The organism is Novosphingobium sediminicola, assembly GCF_014196525.1.
Taxonomy (GTDB): Bacteria; Pseudomonadota; Alphaproteobacteria; order Sphingomonadales; family Sphingomonadaceae; genus Novosphingobium; species Novosphingobium sediminicola.
On sequence record NZ_JACIDX010000015.1, the window covers coordinates 103,971 to 121,738 of the forward strand.

Below are 17,768 nucleotides of genomic sequence, written 5' to 3' on the forward strand. Positions count from 1 at the left end.
TTACGCCGAAGCGCGCAGGACCAGTTCCGGCTCCATCACCACGCTTTGCGTATCCTCGCCCGCGATGCGGCGCACGAGCATGTCCACCAGATGCTCGGCGCCGCGCACCAGATCCTGACAGATCGTGGAAAGCTGCGGCACGGTGTGCTCGCCGATGGTCAGCCCGTCATAGCCCATCACGCGCACGTCATTCGGCGCCGACAGGCCCATGACCGCCATCGCCCGCAAGGTCTTGAGCGCAATCACGTCCGAAGCCGCCACGATGCCGATCGGCCCATCGGCGGCCTGCCCCAGAAAACCGGCGATTTCCGGCCCGAATTCATCATCGGTCAGATGCGCCGGCTCGACATGCGGCTCGCCCATACCGGCGCGCTCCAGAGCATCGCGCACGCCCTGCAAGCGCTGCTCGATCTCGCGCGTTTTGGGGTCGCCGAAAAAGGCGATCTTGCGACAACCCTGCGCGATCAGATGGCTGGCCGCCAGATCGCCGCCCTTACGGTTGTCGCTGCCCACGCTGCAATGCACCTGATCGGCGTCATAGCCGCCCCAGACCACCAGCGGCCGGTAATCCTTGGCCACCGCGTCAATCGTGGCCGCCTGATCCGATTGCCCGATCACGATCAGCCCGTCGACGCGCCCCGATGTGGCGATCCGGTCCAGCCACGCGCTGTCGGTGGGGATCACGCGGCTGAGCAGCAGATCATAGCCGCGCTCGGTCAGCTTGTCGGCCAGCAGGCCCAGCATGGTGATGAAGAAAGGATCGGTCAGATGCTGGGCTGTTTCATGGCCCAGCGGGATCAGCACGCCGATGGTATTGGTGCGCTGAATCCGCAAATTGCGCGCCAGCAGATTGGGCCGAAATCCATGCTCCTTGGCCAGCGCCTGAATCCGTTCGCGGGTCTTGAGGCTGATCAGGGTCGAGCCTGCCAGCGCGCGCGAAACGGTGCCTGTCGACACTCCGGCCAGATCGGCCAGTTCCTTGATATTGCGAATTCTGCTCATGCCTGAGGGGCGCTTTCTGGCGAAGGATCGGGCCTTCTCGGGCCACAGGCAAACAATTGCAAGATTATTCTATGGCGACGCAAATCCCAATAATCCGATGGTCGGGCATGATTGGCCCTTGGCAGGCCTTGGCCGCGCGCGCCTCTGCCTCTACTCTGACGCGCAGACCCCGCCGAAGCGGGGCGCGAGAGGATGAGACGGTGATGATGGATCTGAATGCGCAATATCGCGCCCGCCTGACCACCCCGGCCATGGCCGCCGCGATGATCCCCGATGGGGCGCGGGTTGCGCTATCCCTAGGCGCGGGAGCGCCGCCGCTTTTGCTGCATGCTCTGGCCGATCGAGCGCGGGCGGGTGCGGCGCGCGACATCCGCTTTTACTATATGCTGTGCACCGCGATTGCCGGGCGCACAATCTTTGACCCGCAATTGACCGACCGCCTGATCCCGATGAGCTATTTCCACAGCGGCGTCGAACGCGTGCTGGACAAGGGGCGCGGGGGCGATGAGTTCCTCGTCGATTACATCCCATCGCATTTCAGCCAGATCCCGCGGTCCATGGTCGAACATGTCGGCGTCGATACGCTGATCGCCACCGTCTCGCCGATGGATGACGAGGGGTTCTTCAGCCTTGGTACCAACACCGATTATGCGCTGGCCGTGGCGCGCAAGCCGGGGGCAAGGATCATCTTTGAGGTGAACCGCCATATGCCGCGTGTGCGGGGCGATTGCCGCGTGCCATTGTCGGATGTGGCCGCCCTGCTGGAAAATGACGCGCCGCTGGTCGAAGTGCCGCCCGCACCTTTGTCTCCGGTCGATATACGCATTGGCGAGATCATTGCCGGACTGGTCGATGATGGCGCCTGTTTGCAGATGGGGATTGGCGCGCTGCCTGATGCGGTCTGCGCGGGGCTGCATCATCATCATCGCCTTGGCATCCATACCGAGCTGATGACGCCGGGCCTTGCCGAACTGGTGCGCCGGGGCGTGGCGGACAATTCGGCCAAGCAGACGCATACCGGCACGACGATCTTCACTTTCGCTCTGGGCGACCGGGCGCTGTATGATTTCATCGACGACAACCCGGCCGCGCAGGCTTTCCCGGTCGAATATGTCAACAACCCCGCCGTGATCGCCCGCAATGATCGCGTCGTCTCGGTCAATGCCACAACGCAGGTCGATTTCCACGGCGCCTGCAATTCCGAATTCGTGGCCGGGCGGCAATTTTCGGGCACGGGCGGACAGGTCGATTTCGTGCGCGGGGCCTATATGTCGGCGGAGGGCAAATCGATCATCGCATGCCATTCGACGGCGGCGGGCGGCACGATCTCGCGCATCACGCCGCGCCTTTCCGGGCCGGTGACGACGGGGCGCAATGACACGCATCTGATCGTTACCGAATATGGCGTGGCCGATATGAAGGGCAAGACGCTGAGCCAGCGCGCCGACGCCCTGATCGCCATCGCCCATCCCGATTTCCGCGAGGAGCTTTACCGCGAGGCCCATGCGATGCGATTGGCGGGGAATGGCTGATCAGACGGATATTCGATCTATCCTGCCCAAAATCCTATAGGTATCGCTTGGCGCCCCCGCCGCTATGTCGCCTCAGACAAATCGCATAACAGATGGGGATGACCGTGATGGCGAGCAACAAGACAAGGTGGCGTCTGGCGGCGCTTTCAGCGGGCCTGCTCTGGGCCGCCCATGCGCAGGCGCAGGAAGCGCGCATCGGCCATGATGGCCAGATCCTGATCAGCGCCCTTGCCGCCCCCGCACGCCTTGCCGTCAGCAGCCCGCAGATCGACGCCAAGGGCGCGCTCTCACCCGATGCCACGCAATATGGCGCGAACCGCTTTCCCGGCCTGACATGGAGCGCGACGCCCAAGGGCACGCGCTCTATCGTGGTGGTGGTGCAAGGCGAACTCAGCAATAACACCAGCCTGCATCTGGTCGCCTATAATCTGCCCGCCGATGCGCGTTCGCTGGCGCCGGGCATGAATGATCTACCGCCGGGCGCGGCCTATGGGCCGAACGTGCATGGCGCCAGCGCGCCCTATGCCGGGCCGCATCCCCATGATGCAGCGCCCCATGCCTACCATCTGCAAGTCTTTGCGCTCGACATCCGCCTGCCCGAAGGCGGCGATTATGCCGCGATGAAGGCGGCCATGGCGGGCCATGTGCTGGCCAGCGGCAAGGCCATCGGCCAGTTCGCCCGCCCTGCCCCGACCGCCGACGATGGCACTGTGCACATAGACAGCGGCGCTTTGAAAGGCACCACCGGGCGCGATGCCTCGGTCGCGGTGTATAAAGGCGTGCCATTTGCAGCGGCGCCTGTGGGCGATCTGCGCTGGCGCGCGCCTGCCCTTGCCCCGGCGTGGCAAGGCGTCCGCGATGCCTCGACCTTTGGCCCGCTCTGCCCCCAGCCCGGCCCCGAGATGGCGCGCGGCATGGCCCAGAGCGAGGATTGCCTGAGCGCCAATATCTGGACCACCGCCAAGCCGGGCACCGATGAACGCCGCCCGGTCTATGTCTGGATCTATGGCGGGGGCTTTATCGGCGGCACCGGCGCCAACCCCGAATTCGACGGCGAGGCGCTGGCCAAGAAGGGCATCGTCGTCGTCACCTTCAACTATCGCGTGGGCGCGCTCGGCTTCCTCTCCACCCCCGCGCTCAGCCGCGAGAGCGCGCAGGGGACCTCGGGCAATTACGGACTGTTGGACCAGATCGCCCTGCTCCGCTGGGTACAGCGCAATATTACCGCGTTCGGCGGCGATCCGGCGCGCGTGACCATTGGCGGGCAATCGGCAGGGGCCGGTTCGGTGGGCTTCCTCACCATGTCGCCGCTGACCAAGGGCCTGTTCCGCGCCAGCATCGGCGAGAGCCACACGCGCCACCCCGGTGACACCGAATTGCGCTATCTCTCCGTCTCCTATCGCACCCGCGATGCGGCGGAAAAGGCGGGGCAGGCCTATGCCGAGGCCCATGGCAGCACCGACCCGGCGGCCCTGCGCGCGATGCCTTGGCAAAAGATCATCGAGGGCAGCAACACCGTCGATATGGAGGTAGAAACCGGCAGCGACGGCAAGCCACCGCTGTTCCGCCCGGTGGTCGATGGCTATGTCATCCCCAAGGGCTATGCGGCCACCTATGCCGCCGGGACGCAAAACCACGTCACCTATATTTCGGGCAATAACAAGGATGAGACGGGCGCCGTGCCCGAAACCGCCTTTGAACGCCTGCGCGCCAATCCGCCGCCGCCGCGCGCGGGGATGCCACAGACCAATGTGACGCTGGCGGCCTATACCGCATCGGCGCGGCGCAAATTCGGGGCGATGGCCGATGAATTCCTGCGCCTCTATCCGGCCGCCAATGATGCCGAGGCCGCGATCCAGAACGATGCCGCCGCGCGCGACTGCTCGCGCGTCTCCACCTTCCTGTGGGGCCAATTGTGGAGCAAGGGCTCGCCCCTGCCGGTCTACACCTATTTCTGGACCCATGCGCAGCCGGGGCCGAGCCATGATATGCGCGGGGCCTTTCACGGTTCGGAAATTCCCTATGCGTTCAACAGTCTGGACGCGGTGAACCTGCCTTGGAACGAACAGGACCGCAAGATTGGCGAAACCATGTCCTCCTATTGGGCCAATATCATCGCCAAGGGCGACCCCAATGGCCCCGGATTGCCCGAATGGCCGCGCTATGATCCGACCAAGCCGCGCGTGATGGAACTGGGCGAGAATTTCGGCCCGATCCCGGTGGCCGCGCCAGACAAGATCGCTTTCTGGCAAAAGTTCTTCAACAGCCAGCCTCAGTGGTAAAATGAAAGGGCGGCGGGGCTGATCCTCCCGCCGCCCTTTTTATTCAAGGCCGCGCCGGAACCGTCAATCGCGCCGCCCGCATCACCCCATCCGCGCCCGGCCTCATCACCGCCGATACCGCCAGCCCCGGCCGCGCCAGCGAGCGTTCGAGCGGGACCGACACGTGGACATTCATCCCCTCGTCCACATCAATCACCCGGCATCCACCCGGATAGAACACCTGCAACGCCAGTTTGCCGCCCGATTTTTCCGCGCCAAACACAAAGCCATGGGTCATCATCGTGCCCTCCGCTGAGCCCGGAGCATTGAGCGTATGCGTGCCATATTCGGGAAGGTAGCCCGGTTCAAACACGCGGACCTCATTGGCCGCGCCATGCCCATCGCCCAGAGGCCGGTTGGCCGAACCGATGAATTGCCCCACCCTCAGCGCATCCACCCCAGCATCCGCCGGATAGGACAGGGTCCAGCCCGGAACCATCGCCACGGTGACCAGCGCGCCGTCCTTCTGGCGCAAGTCGACCCGATCATCGCCCGCCGCAACTATCACGCCGGCAACGCCCTTGGGCGGCGCGGGGCGCGCCTGTTCCGCCACGCGATCCGGCCCCGCTGTACAGGCCGACCCAGTTGTCAAAGCCGAAACGACCCCAGCCAGCAACAGATGCTCCAGCATATCTCTTCCCCCTCTCCGTTATCGCCGGATTTGCCACCCGGCCGGTTCAGAAAGAGCAGGATGACCGAGGCCGCCGGGCAGGAAGCATCGATTTCCCGTCCCCATCCATTGAATGATTGAAGGTGCAAAACCGCACAAGTGTGATAACAATTCCGATCACAATCGACTGCATTTTAAGCGCCCCCCGCCCTTGCCAAGCCGCCAAATACGGTTAGACCGCAAGGAAAGTATCGGATGCACCAGTATTTCCCATGGTTCACGTAGTTCGGCCCGACGAGAGCATCAACGCGATCAGCCCGCGACAACTTGTGTTGTTCGAGGTGGCCGGACGGCTGGGCTTTATCACCGATGCGGCGGCGCAATGCGGCCTGTCGCAACCCGCCGCCACTCAGGCGCTTCAGCAATTGCAGGAGCATACCGGCCTCACCCTGTTCGAGCGCGGCAATAAGGGCGCGGTGCTGAGCGCGGCGGGCAAGAGTTTCCATCGCGATGTGGCGGGCCTGCTCGATCATCTGGGCGAAGCGCTGGGGATGGAGCAGCCGATTGACCTGTGGCGGATTTCGGCGCGACATATGCGGGCGCTGGTCTGCATTCATCAGCGCGGCTCGCTGGACAAGGCGGCGGCCACGCTGGGCGTGACGATGCGATCGATCGTGCGCGGGGTTCAGGCGCTGGAGGAAAGGATGGCCCAGCCCTTGCTGCAAGGCGCCGCCGCCCAGCAGAAGCCGACCGCGCAAGGGGCGGCGCTGGCCGAGAAATGCGCGCGTTTCCTGAGCGAACTGGAATGGGCGATCCGCAAGGCGCGCGATGTTCAGGACAATAGCGAAGCCACCTTTGTCGTGGCCGTAACCGCCGACCCCGGCCTTGCCGCCATCGGCACGGTAGCGCGCGAGCATCTGGGGCGCCACCCCAATGCCTGCCTTCAGGTGGAGGAAGCCGCCGCACCCGAATTGCTGACGCGGCTGGTGATCGGTCAGGTCGATCTGATCTTTGGCTATACCGACCTGCCCACGCCCGAGGGGATCGTGTGGGATCATCTGGACGCGGCGGAATTTCGCATTGCGGCCGCGCTCGATCATCCGCTGGCGGGGCGCAGCGATGCCGGTCTGGCCGATCTGGCGCGTTATGACTGGGTGGACTCATCGGGCGATTCCCAGCGTCATGCGGCATTGATGGCTCTGTTTGCCGGGCGCGGCCTGCCCCGGCTGCGGTTGATTACCAAGGCCCCGCCGCTGATCGCGCAGGTGATCGCGGGCAGCACGGCGCTGGGGCTGATGACCGATTACGAACTGGCCCAGCGCAGCGACAGGCTGATCGCGCTGCCCTGTTCGCCGCCGGGATTGATGATGCGGATTGCGGTGGCGCGGCGGACCGACTGGCAGCCCGATGCCGCGCAAGCCGACCTGTTGCAGCGCGCCAGCCATTATTTCGCCAATCGCCACGCGCGGTAATCGCTTGGCAGGCGGGAGGATTGGCGCCTAATCTGGACCTATGAGCAACCAAGACCCACGCCGTATCGCGCCCGCCGCCGCGCGCAATCGTGATCCGATCCTTGATGTGCTGCGCGATGCGCTGCCTTCTTCGGGCTTGGTGCTGGAACTGGCCAGCGGGTCGGGCGAGCATATTGTCCATTTCGCCCGCGCCCTGCCCGATCTGCATTGGCAGCCTTCCGATCCCTCGCCCGATGCCCGCGCCTCGATTGCGGCATGGGCGCAGGGGGTGGATAATGTCGCCCCGCCGCTGGCGCTGGATGCGGCAGGGGAATGGCCGGTGGTGCAGGCCGATGCGATCCTGTGCATCAACATGATCCATATCAGCCCATGGGCCGCGACCGAGGGATTGATGCGCGGCGCGGGCGCTGTCCTGCCTCCGGGCGGTCTGCTCTACCTCTATGGCCCCTATCGCCGCGCGGGGGTGGCGCTGGAGCCGAGCAATGCGGCGTTTGACGCCGATCTGCGGGCGCGCAACCCGGAATGGGGTCTGCGCGATCTGGATGATGTCAGCGCTTGCGCGGCGCAGCACGGGCTGCGGGTCGAGGCGGTCCTGCCCATGCCCGCCAACAATCTCTCGGTCCTGCTGCGCCGCGTTTAGGGGAAGCGCAGCGGCACAGAGAGCGCGCCGATTTCGGGCCAGCGGCTCATCGTAATTTCGCCCGCCAGTTCAAAACCGTTGGGGGTTGCGGCAAGGATCTCCTCCAGCGCGACCTTCAACTCCATCCGCCCCAGATGCAGGCCGGGACAATTATGCGGCCCCCGGCCAAAGGCGAGATGCTCGGCAATATTGGGGCGGTTGAGGATGAACTGATCGCCATCGGGAAAGACCTCCTCATCGCGGTTGGCCGAACCGTAGAGCAAGGCCACCGCCTCGCCCGCGCATATCTTTTCACCACGAATTTCAACATCCTGCACCGCCGTCCGGGCAAAGCCGCGATAGGGAGTATAGAGGCGCAGAAATTCCTCGACCGCCGCCGGGATCTGGTCGGGATGTGCGCGCAACTGATCCTGCAACGCGCGGTCGCGGCACAGATGCACCGCCATATTGCCCACCATCACCAGCGGCGCGACAATGCCCACCAGCAGGATTTGCCGCACCGAACCCACGATCAATTCATCGGGCAGGCCCTGCCCCTCATGCCGCGCCTCCAGCAGCGCGCTGGTCGGGTCAAGCGCGGGGTCTTCGGGATGTTCGCGCCGGATGGCGATCAAGGCCCGCGCCATGTCATAGAGGCGCAGGCTGGTTTCCTTCATCTTGTCGGGATCGTTCAAATGCACCGCCAGCACGAATTCGCGCCCCTGACGATGCAGCGTTTCGAGCCATTCGCCCGGCATCCGCATCCATTCGCCAAAGATCTGCACCGGCAGATGCGAGGAAAACTCGATGCAAATATCGCCTCCGCCCTGCGCCACCAAGGGGGCCAGCGCGGCGCGGGTCAATTCACGCGCGCGCGGCTCAAGCGCGTCAGATCTTTCACGCGAAAGCAATGGGTTGAGCGCCTTGCGATAGGGCGTATGTTCGGGTGGGTCGAGATGGAGCGGAGGCCGCCGCCCGGTAAAGGCCACCTTGGGAACAACATTCTGCACCGTGGTCGTGAAAGCAGCGTAATCGGAGGCCGCCTTTTTCACATCCTCATATTTGGTCAGCGCCCAAAAGCCGCCCAGTTCCGTGGCATGGGCCACCGGGCATTGCGCGCGCAGGCGGGCATATTCGGCATGGGCGCTGTCGAAATCTTCGGGGGCGACAGGATCAAAATCGGCGCGAGTCTGTTTCATAGCGTCCATGGATATGGCGCGCGACCTATCTATGCAAGCGCTATCATAATCTCTTGCATAAAGGATTGCATAAACGCATCGAGGGTCCTGCTTACTCCTCGCCGGATGGCCGCACGATCATCATGCCGCGCGCGGCGCGGATATCGCCCGCCTCGATCTGGATCTTCAAGCGCTCGCGGTCATTGGCGCGATACATTTCCTCGGCGCGGTTGATCGCCTCGATGCTGACCCCGCTGTCCTCCAGCGCCAGACGCGCCATCCTGACCGCCGATTCCATCACCTCGCGCACGATCCGCGAGGCGGGCGATTTCTTCAACCGGATCACCGCGCGCCGGTCATAGGCACGCACATAGATGCTGGCCTCGGGGAAAGCGTGGTGGACGGCCTCGACCATATCGGCGGTCAATTGATCGCCATCCATGCAGAACAGGATCATGCTGGCATCCTCGGCCCCGGCCAGACGCAACAGATCGAGCCGCGTGCCGTCGCCGAAATAGACCTTGGCGCCAAAGCTGCTGGCGACGTCGATCATCTCGATATCGGTGTCGATCATGGTCACCGAAATGTCGCTGGCGTTCAGCATCTGGGCCACGCTTTGGCCAAAGCGGCCATAGCCCACGACGATGGCGGTGGCGCGGTCGGCGTTTTCCGGCCCTGCACGCTCACCCTGCGCCATGGCAGGCTCTTCGCGCATACGCTTGGTGGCCTTCATCAGGAAAGGCGTGGTGGCCATCGAGACGGTGACGATCGCGCCGAACAGGCTGGCCGCCTCGGGCGCGATCAGCAGCGCATGCTGGGCCTGCGTAAACAGCACGAAGCCGAATTCGCCGCCCTGGCTGAGCAACATGCCCAGCGCCAGAGCGCCGCGCCATTTCATGCCGAACATCTTGCCGATGCCAAAGATCACCAGCGTTTTGATCGCCACCAGCCCCAGCGCCATGCCGAGGACGAAAAAGGGCCTTTCGGCAATAGTGTGCAGGTCGAGCATCATGCCCACCGCCAGAAAGAACAGGCCAAGCAGGATCGAGCGGAACGGCTCGACATCGGCCTCCAACTCATGCCGATAGGGCGAATCCGCCAGCATCACGCCCGCGATAAACGCCCCCAGCGCGGTGGAAAGCCCCAGCAATTCCATCACCGCCGCGCTGGCCATCACCGTGAAGAGTGCGGCGACAATGAACATCTCCCGCTCGCCCAGATTGCCGATCAGGCGGAACAGCGGGCGGATCAGGTAGCGCCCGGCAAGGATCAGCCCCGCAATCGCCAGCACCGTATACAGCCCCAATTGCCAGCCCGGAGGCCCGTTGGCGTCGGCCGGATTACGGCTCATCGTGGCGATGATGGTGATCATCGGGATGATCGAAAGATCCTGAAACAGCAGGATGGCAAAAGTCCGCTCGCCAAACGGGGTGCGCAGACGGCCCGCCGCCTGAAGCATCGGCAAGACCTGCGCGGTCGAGGACAGCGCCAGCGGCATGCCCAGCGCCAGCGCCGCCATGGGCGAGAGCATCGTGGCCACATAGATAAAGCCCGCCAGCGCCGCCCCGCAGGCCACCACCTGTATCGCGCCAAGGCCCAGAATATCGCGCCGCATCTTCCACAGGCGCGCCGGGTTCAATTCCAGCCCGACCAGAAACAGCAGCAGCGTGATGCCCAGTTCGGCAAAGCCCATCTTCTGCTCTGCCTCGCCCACAAGGCCCAGCACATGCGGCCCCACCACCGCGCCTGCCAGCAGATAGCCCAAGGTGGCCCCCAGCCCCAGCCGCCGGAACACCAGCACAAAGACCATGGCAAAACCCAGCAGCAGGAAACCGTCATGCAGCAGGGACGAGCTATTTTCCATGAATTAACCGAGCTTTCGACTAGAGTTTGTTGCCTTGTGGCACATCCGCCCGGCGCCTGCCACCCCGACGGGGATGACAAGCGGCAATGCTTGGGCTAGGCCAATTACGGATCAGGCACGGGATCGCCCTGACCCGCGGGAGTTGCAAGCAAGGTGACGCAAGACAAGCCAGTCCTATCCAAGCGCCAGTTGACCGCGCTGCGCACGCGCGAAGATATTCTCGAGGTTGCGGGCCACGAATTTTCCGAAAAAGGGCTGGCAGGCGCACGCATCGACGAGATCGCGGAAAAGACGCAGACCTCCAAGCGGATGATCTATTACCATTTCGGCAGCAAGGACGGGCTGTATCAGGCGGTGCTGCAACGCGCCTATGAAACGATCCGTAATCAGGAACAGGCCGCGCGGTTTGAGGATCTCTCGCCCGAACAGGCTTTGCGCGCGATCATCGGGCACAATTTCGACTATCACTTTGAGCATCCCGATTTCGTTCGTCTGGTCATGAATGAAAACGTTCACAAGGGCGAGCATATCGCCCAGATCCCCGGCATGCAGGAACGCAACCGCACCGTGATCGCGGCGCTGGGCGCGATCCTGAAAAAGGGCGTGGATCAGGGCGTGTTTCGCGAAGGGATCGACCCGGTCGATCTGCATATGACGATTTCGGCGCTGTCCTTCTACAACGTATCCAACCGGTACACATTCCGCCAAAACTTCGGCGTGGACTTTGCCGAATCCGCACAAAAGGCAAGGCGCCGGGTGCAGATCATCGATTGCGTTCTGCGCTGGGTAAAGGCCGGATAAAGGCGATTATCCACGCCTGATACAATTTGTGCCAAGCGCCCCGTTGCGCCCTCGCGACTGATGTGTACTATCTGGTTCACATAACACAGTCTGAGAGGGCCTCATGAGCAAATATCTTCTTACTCTGGCGCTGGCCATGGCGCTGCCGGGCGCGGCGCAAGCAGGGGCAGCAAAAGCCGCCCCGCGCGTTTTCCCCGTGGCGGCCCAGCCGGTGCTGGAAGATCACTATCCGGTGCATGTCACCCAATGGCCCGGTGGCGTGACCAGCCTTGCCGATGTCACCTATTCAACCATCCCCGGCTATCGCCCGATGATCGTCGATATCTATATGCCGCCCAAGAGCGCGGGGCCAAAGCCGCTGGTGCTCTATATCCATGGCGGCGGCTGGGTGGCGGGACATACGCGCCATTCCGGGGCGCTGGCCGATTTCCCCGCCGCGCTGGCGCGTCTGGCGAGCGAAGGCTTTGTGGTGGCCAGCCTCGAATATCGCCTCGCCGCCGAAGCGCCCTTCCCTGCGCAGGTGCAGGACGCCCGCGCGGCGCTGCGCTTCCTCAAGGGCAATGCGACACGCTTTGGCATCGACCCCACCCGCACCGGCATCTGGGGCGGATCGGCGGGCGGCCACCTCTCGGCGCTGACGGCGCTCAGCTGCGGTGACGCCTCGCTTGACGCCCCCGGTACCAAAGCCGCGCCGGGCAGCGAATGCGTGCAGGCCGCCGCGATCTGGTACGGCGTGTTCGATTTCGCCGCCCTTTCCGCAGGCCGCCCCGGCGGACAGGATGGCGCGGCGGGCAAGCTGCTGGGCTGCGATGGCCCCTGCACAGCGGAAAAATTCGCCGCCGCCAGCCCCAACACCTATATTGACGCCAAAGACCCGCCCTTCCTGCTGATCCACGGCGTCGAGGACAAGACCGTCCCCGTCGCCCAATCGCATCTGGCCGAGGAGAAGCTGAAAGCCGCGGGCGTGCCGGTGGAAAGCATCTATATCGAGGGCGTCGATCACAGCTTCATTGGCAAGACCCCCGAGCAGACCCGCGAAGCCAGCCTGCGCGCGATGAACGCCACGTTCGACTTCCTCCACGCCCGCCTCGACAAGAAGAGCCCGGCGAAATGAAGCCTGTATGGATGGTGTTGCCTGCGCTGGCAGCGCTGTTGGGAGGCGGGCTGAGGGCGCAGGACACCGCGCCCTCCTTCCCCGCCGGAGAGGGACAGGCCGCCGTGCAGACCGCCTGCGCCGCATGTCACCCGCCTGCCATCGTCGCCGGCAAGCGCTATGATGCCGACAAATGGGCCGAGGTGGTCGATCAGATGATCGGCAAGGGCGCCAAGGTGTCCGACGCCGATTATGATGTGATCGTGGCCTATCTGGCGCGGAATTATGGGGTGGGGAAGTGAGGTTTTAAGGGATAGGTGCGAGGGTCTAGACCCTCGCGCTCCCGTTAATGTCTTCGTTGCGCCACGGGTTCGGCCAATGGGTGTCGGACGCTGCTTCAGAAAATTAAAAGCCTGCGGTGCCCATAGATAGCGCCGCAGGCTTTCATTCATGACACATGAGCGCATCTCCGCAAACCCAGCGGCACCCCATTAACGGGATTGCAAAGGGCCCCCGCCCTTTGCCCGCCGGAGGCATAAATCCCCCCGCTCACTTCATCCCATGCGGCACCGGCTTGTCCCCCCCATTCACCGCCCACTTCACCGCCTCCAAAACCATCGTGCGGATGCGCGGATCGTCCCAACTGGCGTCTGTGTGCCCTAACCCGGAATAGAACACGCGGCCCTGCCCATAGGATTTGATCCAAGCCACCGGAAAATCGCCATCCTTGCGATGGACCATGGGCGCGGCCATGTTGACGCTGCTGGTGTCGATGCGGGCCAACACATCCACCTTATCGCGCGAATAGGGATTGGGCAGCATCTGATAATGCTCGTCTTTCAGCGCCATGCCGGTCTTGAAAGCCTTCATTGCCGGAAATCCCGGCCGCTCGACGATGATCTTGGCGTCAGAAATCATCCATGGGTGATTGTCGAAAACCCCGCCCAGCATCTCGCCATATTCGGGCCAGTTGGTGGCTGTGGCCGTGGCGGTGTGGATGCCGATGAAACCCTTGCCATCCTTGGCCACGTAATCGAGCAGGTCCTGCTTTTGCTGCGGTGAAAGCGTGGTGTCGCCATTGGTGTAGAACAGCACCGCGTCGAAATAGTCGAGGTTCTTGCCCCTCGCCTGCTTCGGCCCGCCCTTGGCATAGTCGAACTTGCCCCAAGTCTCGCCCTTGGTGATCCAGTCCATGTCGGTGCGGATGAAGGTGACATAGGCCCCGCTCTCGCGCCCGATCTGCTCAATGACCGACGCTGCATGGCTAACGGCCATATGCGCGCTCTGGTTGCCGGTCGAAAGATCGGCAATCACCAGCAGGCGCTTCTTGCCCGCATAGACATCCTGATAGCCGGGCGGCGGGGTACGCGGCGGACCATTGGGCGCAGCGGGCGGCGGCGTCTGGCCAGAGAGCATCAGCGCCAGACCGGCGCAGGCGGCAGAACGAAGCGCGATTTTCATTGTCCGGCATCCTTGGGCTTAAGGGCAAAGGCTGTGATCGTGTCGGATGTCAGCGGGCTGTCGAGGAAGGTTCCCCCCGTGGCCGCGATGGCGACATATTGCCGCCCATCCCGCCCCGCATAGGTCATCGGCGTGGCATGGGCGGCGGCGTCCAGCTTTACCTCCCACACCATCTTGCCGGTCGCCGTGGCAAAGGCGCGGAAGCGGTTATCATCGGTCGCCCCCACAAAGGTCAGTCCGCCCGCCGTGGTGATCGCCCCGCCCATATTGGGCCGCCCGGTCAGTTTTTTGCCCTCTGGCGCCTCGTCGGAAATGCCCAAAGGCACCTGCCAGCGGATCTTGCCGGTGGTCATATCAACGCCCCACAGGCGCCCCCACGGCCCCTTCTGACACAGCAGGCGCGAATTGTCGGGGCGGAACCGGCCCGAAGGCTGGCCGCGCTCAAACGGCAGAGGCCCTTTGGACGGCACCAGTTTCGTCACCTGCCCCAGATCATGCGTGTTGACCACCAAGAGGTGCTGCGCCGGATCATAAGTCGCCCCGCCCCAATTGCCCCCGCCCAGCAGGCCGGGAAAGCTGATCGTCACCTTGTTCAGATGGATCGGGGTGTAGATCGAGCCTTCGACCATCTGATTGTCGCCAATCCATTTGGCGCAGGTATCGTGCAGTTCCGGCGTCAGATCGGTGATGTCATTCTTGATGGAAAAACTGGTGCGCCCCAGCGGCGGCGTCACCAGCGGGAAAGGCTGGGTGGCCGAGGCCTTTTCGCCCGGCACATCGCTGACCGGCACGCGGCGTTCGGCAATGGGAAAGATCGGCTTGCCCGTCTCGCGGTTCAACACGAAAAGCAGCGCGGATTTCGAGATCACCGCCACGGTGGGAACCTTGCGCCCCTTGACCGTGGCATCGAACAGCAGCGGGGCGGCCTCTAAGTCTCCATCCCAGATATCATGATGAACCACCTGAAAATGCCAGAGATATTTTCCGGTCTTGGCGTCTGCCGCCACCAGCGACGTGCCGAACAGATTGTCCCCGGCCCTGTCTCCGCCATAGCGGTCGAAGGTGGGCGCGCCAAAGGGCATGTACACAATGCCGCGCTTCTCATCGAGGCTGAGGAAGCCCCATGCATTGACCCCGCTGCGCCCTTCCGCGCTGCCCGGCGCCCATGTGTCATAACCCTTCTCGCCCTTGCGCGGCACGGAATGGAACGTCCAGACCAGATGACCATCGCGCGCGTCCCATGCGCGCACATCGCCCGCCGCGCCCTTGGCCGGAAATTCCTGCACCGCGCTGCCGGTTATGATCAGGTTGCCGTAAACGATCGGCGGGCTGGTCATGCCGTAAAAGCGCGCCTCGCCGCCATTGAGGATCTCGGGCGTTTTCATTTCGACCACGCCATGCTCGCCAAACCCCTCGGCAAAGGCGCCGCTCGCCGCGTCCAGCGCGATCAGGCGGCCATCGCGCGTGCCGAACACAATGCGCGGGGGCGTTTGCGTATCGCCTGCCCAATATTCAACGCCGCGCAGCGAAGGCTGGCCGGGGCCGGGAATAGTCGTGGCCCAGATTTCCGCGCCCGTATCGGGATTGAGCGCCACCACGCGGCCATAAGGCGTGGACACAAACATCCGCCCATTCACGACCAACGGCGTGACTTCGGAACCGGCAAAACGGCTGCGACGCGCGCGCGGGCCAGCAGGCGCGCCGCCCGCGGTCATATCAGGCAGGCCCTCGGCGCGGCGTTGGGCATCGGCGTTGGCGTCCGCTGTGGTTGCGGGCGTGGCGGGGCGCATGTGATAGGTCCACGCCGGGGCCAGATTGCCAGCATTGCCGGGCGTGATTTCCTTTAGCGGCGAGTGACGTTGGCCGCCCTTGTCATGGCCATAGGTGGCCCAATCGCCCGGCGCTTGCGCGAAGGCGACCCCTGACAGCAGCGCAGTCGCGATTCCGGCGAATCCCCATCGCATCACATTCTCCCAGTTTTGATTTATGAACTGGTTCGTACATAATTCTTCCCATGGCAAGCGCTTTCGATTATGCCGAGGCCAAACAAGGGAGAGACATGCCATGGGTGGCACGATTCTGGTCCTCAACGGGCCGAACCTCAATTTGCTGGGCGAGCGCGAACCGCATATCTATGGCCATGAAACGCTGGCCGATGTGCAAGCGATGTGTGAGGCCGAAGTGGCCGGAACCGACTATAGAATCGACTTTCGACAAACCAATGCGGAACATGAAGCGGTCGATTGGATTCAGGCCGCGCGGCGTGGCCATGCGGGCATTGTCTTCAACCCCGCCGCCTTCACCTATGCCGCCTATCCCATCCTCGACGCGCTCAAAATGGTCGATTGCCCGGTGGTCGAAGTCCACATCAGCAACATCCACCGCCGCGAGGCCGAATGGCGCAGCCACTCGATCATGACGCAGGTGGTGACGGGCATCATCTCGGGCCTTGGCGTCAATGGTTACCCCCTTGGCGTGCGCCATGTGATGTGGGCGCGGGAGCGGGCGAAATGAAGCCGACGACCAAGCGCCTTACCGTCCTTGCGCTGATCTCCACGGCCACGCTGATCAATTATCTCGACCGTTCGGTGATGGGCGTGGCCAAGCCCGAGCTGGTCAAGGAATTGCATATCACGCCCGAGGTCATGGGCCTGATTTTCTCTGCTTTCTCATGGACCTATGCATTGGCGCAGATTCCGGGCGGCTATGTGCTGGATCGCCTCGGCACGCGACTGACCTATGCGCTCTCGCTGGGCCTGTGGTCGGCAATGACGGCGCTGCATGGGCTGGCGACGGGCGTGGCGGGTCTGGTTTCCGCCCGCCTCGCGCTGGGTCTGGCCGAGGCGCCCTGTTTCCCCGCCAACAGCCGCGTTCTTTCGACATGGTTTCCACAAAACGAGCGCGCCAAGGCCACCGGCGTTTATACCGTGGGCGAATATATCGGGCTTGGCCTGCTGATCCCGGTGCTGGGCTGGATGTTGGCCCATTATGGCTGGCGCTCGCTGTTTTTCGTGGTCGGCGCGCTGGGCATCGCCTTCGCTTTCCTGTTCCACCGCCTCTATCGCGAACCGCAGGATAGCGATGCGAATCAAGCCGAAATCGACCTGATTGCGGCCGGTGGCGGCTTTTCAGGCGGTACCGCACCCATCGCTTTCAGCTGGACCAATGTCCGCCGCCTGGTCACCACGCGCCAGATCGCGGGCGCCTCGATCGGCCAGTTCTGCTCGAATTCCACCCTCGTTTTCTTCCTGACATGGTTCCCGTCCTATCTGGCCGAGGAACGCGGCATGACCTTCATCAAGTCGGGCTGGCTGGTCTCGCTGCCCTATATTGCGGCGGCGGCGGGGGTGATGCTGGGCGGCGTGTTTTCCGACTGGCTGATTCGCGCGACGGGCTCGCCCACGATTGGCCGCAAGGTGCCGATCATCGCGGGCCTCCTGCTGTGCGCCAGCATGGTTTCGGCCAATTATATGGACAGCAACAATGCCGTCATCGCCGTCATGAGTCTGGCCTTCTTCGGTCAGGGTCTGGCCGGGCTTGGCTGGACGCTTTTGTCCGATGTCGCGCCCAAGGAGATGATGGGTTTGACGGCGGGCCTGTTCAACTTTTTCACCAATCTGGCTGGCATCATCACCCCGCTGGTGGTCGGCTTTGCCGTGGGCGCCACGGGCAGCTTTTATGGCGCGCTGGCCTATATCGGCGCGCTGGGGATCATCGGTACGCTGGCCTATCTGATCGTGCTGGGGCCGGTCGAGCGGGTGAAAATCGACTGAAGACCGATGGTGGGCGTCAAGGCCTATTGACGCCCACCATTC

At 63.7% G+C, this 17,768-nt stretch carries 15 protein-coding genes; 9 read left to right on the plus strand and 6 right to left on the minus strand.

The window, feature by feature from the left end; all coding sequences use genetic code 11:
- Positions 1-1,002 (minus strand): LacI family DNA-binding transcriptional regulator, encoded by a 1,002-nt coding sequence (locus GGR38_RS18080; protein WP_183627550.1) that lies wholly within the window; start codon positions 1,000-1,002, stop codon positions 1-3.
- A 203-nt stretch (positions 1,003-1,205) separates the two neighbouring features.
- On the opposite strand from GGR38_RS18080, the gene GGR38_RS18085 reads away from it, so the two are divergent.
- Together GGR38_RS18085 and GGR38_RS18090 are read left to right on the plus strand one after the other, a co-directional pair.
- Positions 1,206-2,534, plus strand: a complete 1,329-nt coding sequence (locus GGR38_RS18085; protein ID WP_183627551.1) for an acetyl-CoA hydrolase/transferase family protein — start codon at positions 1,206-1,208, stop codon at positions 2,532-2,534.
- A 107-nt stretch (positions 2,535-2,641) separates the two neighbouring features.
- Complete coding sequence (locus tag GGR38_RS18090; RefSeq protein ID WP_183627552.1) at positions 2,642-4,816, plus strand: carboxylesterase family protein; 2,175 nt, start codon at positions 2,642-2,644, stop codon at positions 4,814-4,816.
- Positions 4,817-4,859: 43 nt separating this feature from the next.
- On the opposite strand, the gene GGR38_RS18095 is transcribed toward GGR38_RS18090, so the two are convergent.
- Positions 4,860-5,486 (minus strand): hypothetical protein, encoded by a 627-nt coding sequence (locus GGR38_RS18095; RefSeq protein ID WP_183627553.1) that lies wholly within the window; start codon positions 5,484-5,486, stop codon positions 4,860-4,862.
- 251 nt (positions 5,487-5,737) lie between these two features.
- Here GGR38_RS18095 and GGR38_RS18100 point away from each other — a divergent pair, with 251 nt between their 5' ends.
- On the plus strand, positions 5,738-6,937 hold the full coding sequence (locus GGR38_RS18100) for a LysR family transcriptional regulator (protein ID WP_183627554.1): 1,200 nt from the start codon (positions 5,738-5,740) through the stop codon (positions 6,935-6,937).
- 40 nt (positions 6,938-6,977) lie between these two features.
- A complete protein-coding gene (locus GGR38_RS18105; protein WP_183627555.1) occupies positions 6,978-7,577 on the plus strand; it encodes a DUF938 domain-containing protein in 600 nt (199 codons plus the stop codon).
- Here GGR38_RS18105 and GGR38_RS18110 read toward each other — a convergent pair.
- Together GGR38_RS18110 and GGR38_RS18115 are read right to left on the minus strand one after the other, a co-directional pair.
- The gene (locus GGR38_RS18110) at positions 7,574-8,755 is read right to left on the minus strand and encodes a cytochrome P450 (RefSeq protein ID WP_183627556.1); all 1,182 of its coding nucleotides are present in this window, start codon (positions 8,753-8,755) and stop codon (positions 7,574-7,576) included. The genes GGR38_RS18105 and GGR38_RS18110 overlap by 4 nt on opposite strands.
- Positions 8,756-8,846: 91 nt before the next feature.
- Complete coding sequence (locus GGR38_RS18115) at positions 8,847-10,598, minus strand: cation:proton antiporter domain-containing protein (RefSeq protein WP_183627557.1); 1,752 nt, start codon at positions 10,596-10,598, stop codon at positions 8,847-8,849.
- Between the two features lie 153 nt (positions 10,599-10,751).
- Here GGR38_RS18115 and GGR38_RS18120 point away from each other — a divergent pair, with 153 nt between their 5' ends.
- The 3 genes from GGR38_RS18120 to GGR38_RS18130 all read left to right on the plus strand — a co-directional run bounded on the left by GGR38_RS18120 (position 10,752) and on the right by GGR38_RS18130 (position 12,794).
- Complete coding sequence (locus tag GGR38_RS18120) at positions 10,752-11,399, plus strand: TetR/AcrR family transcriptional regulator (protein ID WP_343059163.1); 648 nt, start codon at positions 10,752-10,754, stop codon at positions 11,397-11,399.
- Between the two features lie 103 nt (positions 11,400-11,502).
- On the plus strand, positions 11,503-12,513 hold the full coding sequence (locus GGR38_RS18125; protein ID WP_183627558.1) for an alpha/beta hydrolase: 1,011 nt from the start codon (positions 11,503-11,505) through the stop codon (positions 12,511-12,513).
- Positions 12,510-12,794 carry a c-type cytochrome gene (locus GGR38_RS18130; protein WP_183627559.1) on the plus strand — a complete coding sequence of 95 codons (285 nt, stop codon included), beginning with the start codon at positions 12,510-12,512 and terminating at the stop codon, positions 12,792-12,794. The genes GGR38_RS18125 and GGR38_RS18130 overlap by 4 nt, the downstream gene beginning before the upstream one ends.
- 247 nt (positions 12,795-13,041) lie before the next feature.
- Here GGR38_RS18130 and GGR38_RS18135 read toward each other — a convergent pair whose 3' ends face one another.
- Positions 13,042-13,953 (minus strand): ThuA domain-containing protein, encoded by a 912-nt coding sequence (locus tag GGR38_RS18135; RefSeq protein WP_183627560.1) that lies wholly within the window; start codon positions 13,951-13,953, stop codon positions 13,042-13,044.
- Positions 13,950-15,917 (minus strand): outer membrane protein assembly factor BamB family protein, encoded by a 1,968-nt coding sequence (locus GGR38_RS18140; RefSeq protein ID WP_183627561.1) that lies wholly within the window; start codon positions 15,915-15,917, stop codon positions 13,950-13,952. The genes GGR38_RS18135 and GGR38_RS18140 overlap by 4 nt, the downstream gene beginning before the upstream one ends.
- A gap of 100 nt (positions 15,918-16,017) precedes the next feature.
- Here GGR38_RS18140 and GGR38_RS18145 point away from each other — a divergent pair, with 100 nt between their 5' ends.
- Complete coding sequence (locus tag GGR38_RS18145) at positions 16,018-16,467, plus strand: type II 3-dehydroquinate dehydratase (RefSeq protein WP_183627562.1); 450 nt, start codon at positions 16,018-16,020, stop codon at positions 16,465-16,467.
- Positions 16,464-17,726 carry an MFS transporter gene (locus tag GGR38_RS18150; RefSeq protein WP_183627563.1) on the plus strand — a complete coding sequence of 421 codons (1,263 nt, stop codon included), beginning with the start codon at positions 16,464-16,466 and terminating at the stop codon, positions 17,724-17,726. The genes GGR38_RS18145 and GGR38_RS18150 overlap by 4 nt, the downstream gene beginning before the upstream one ends.
- The last annotated feature ends 42 nt before the right edge of the window (positions 17,727-17,768 follow it).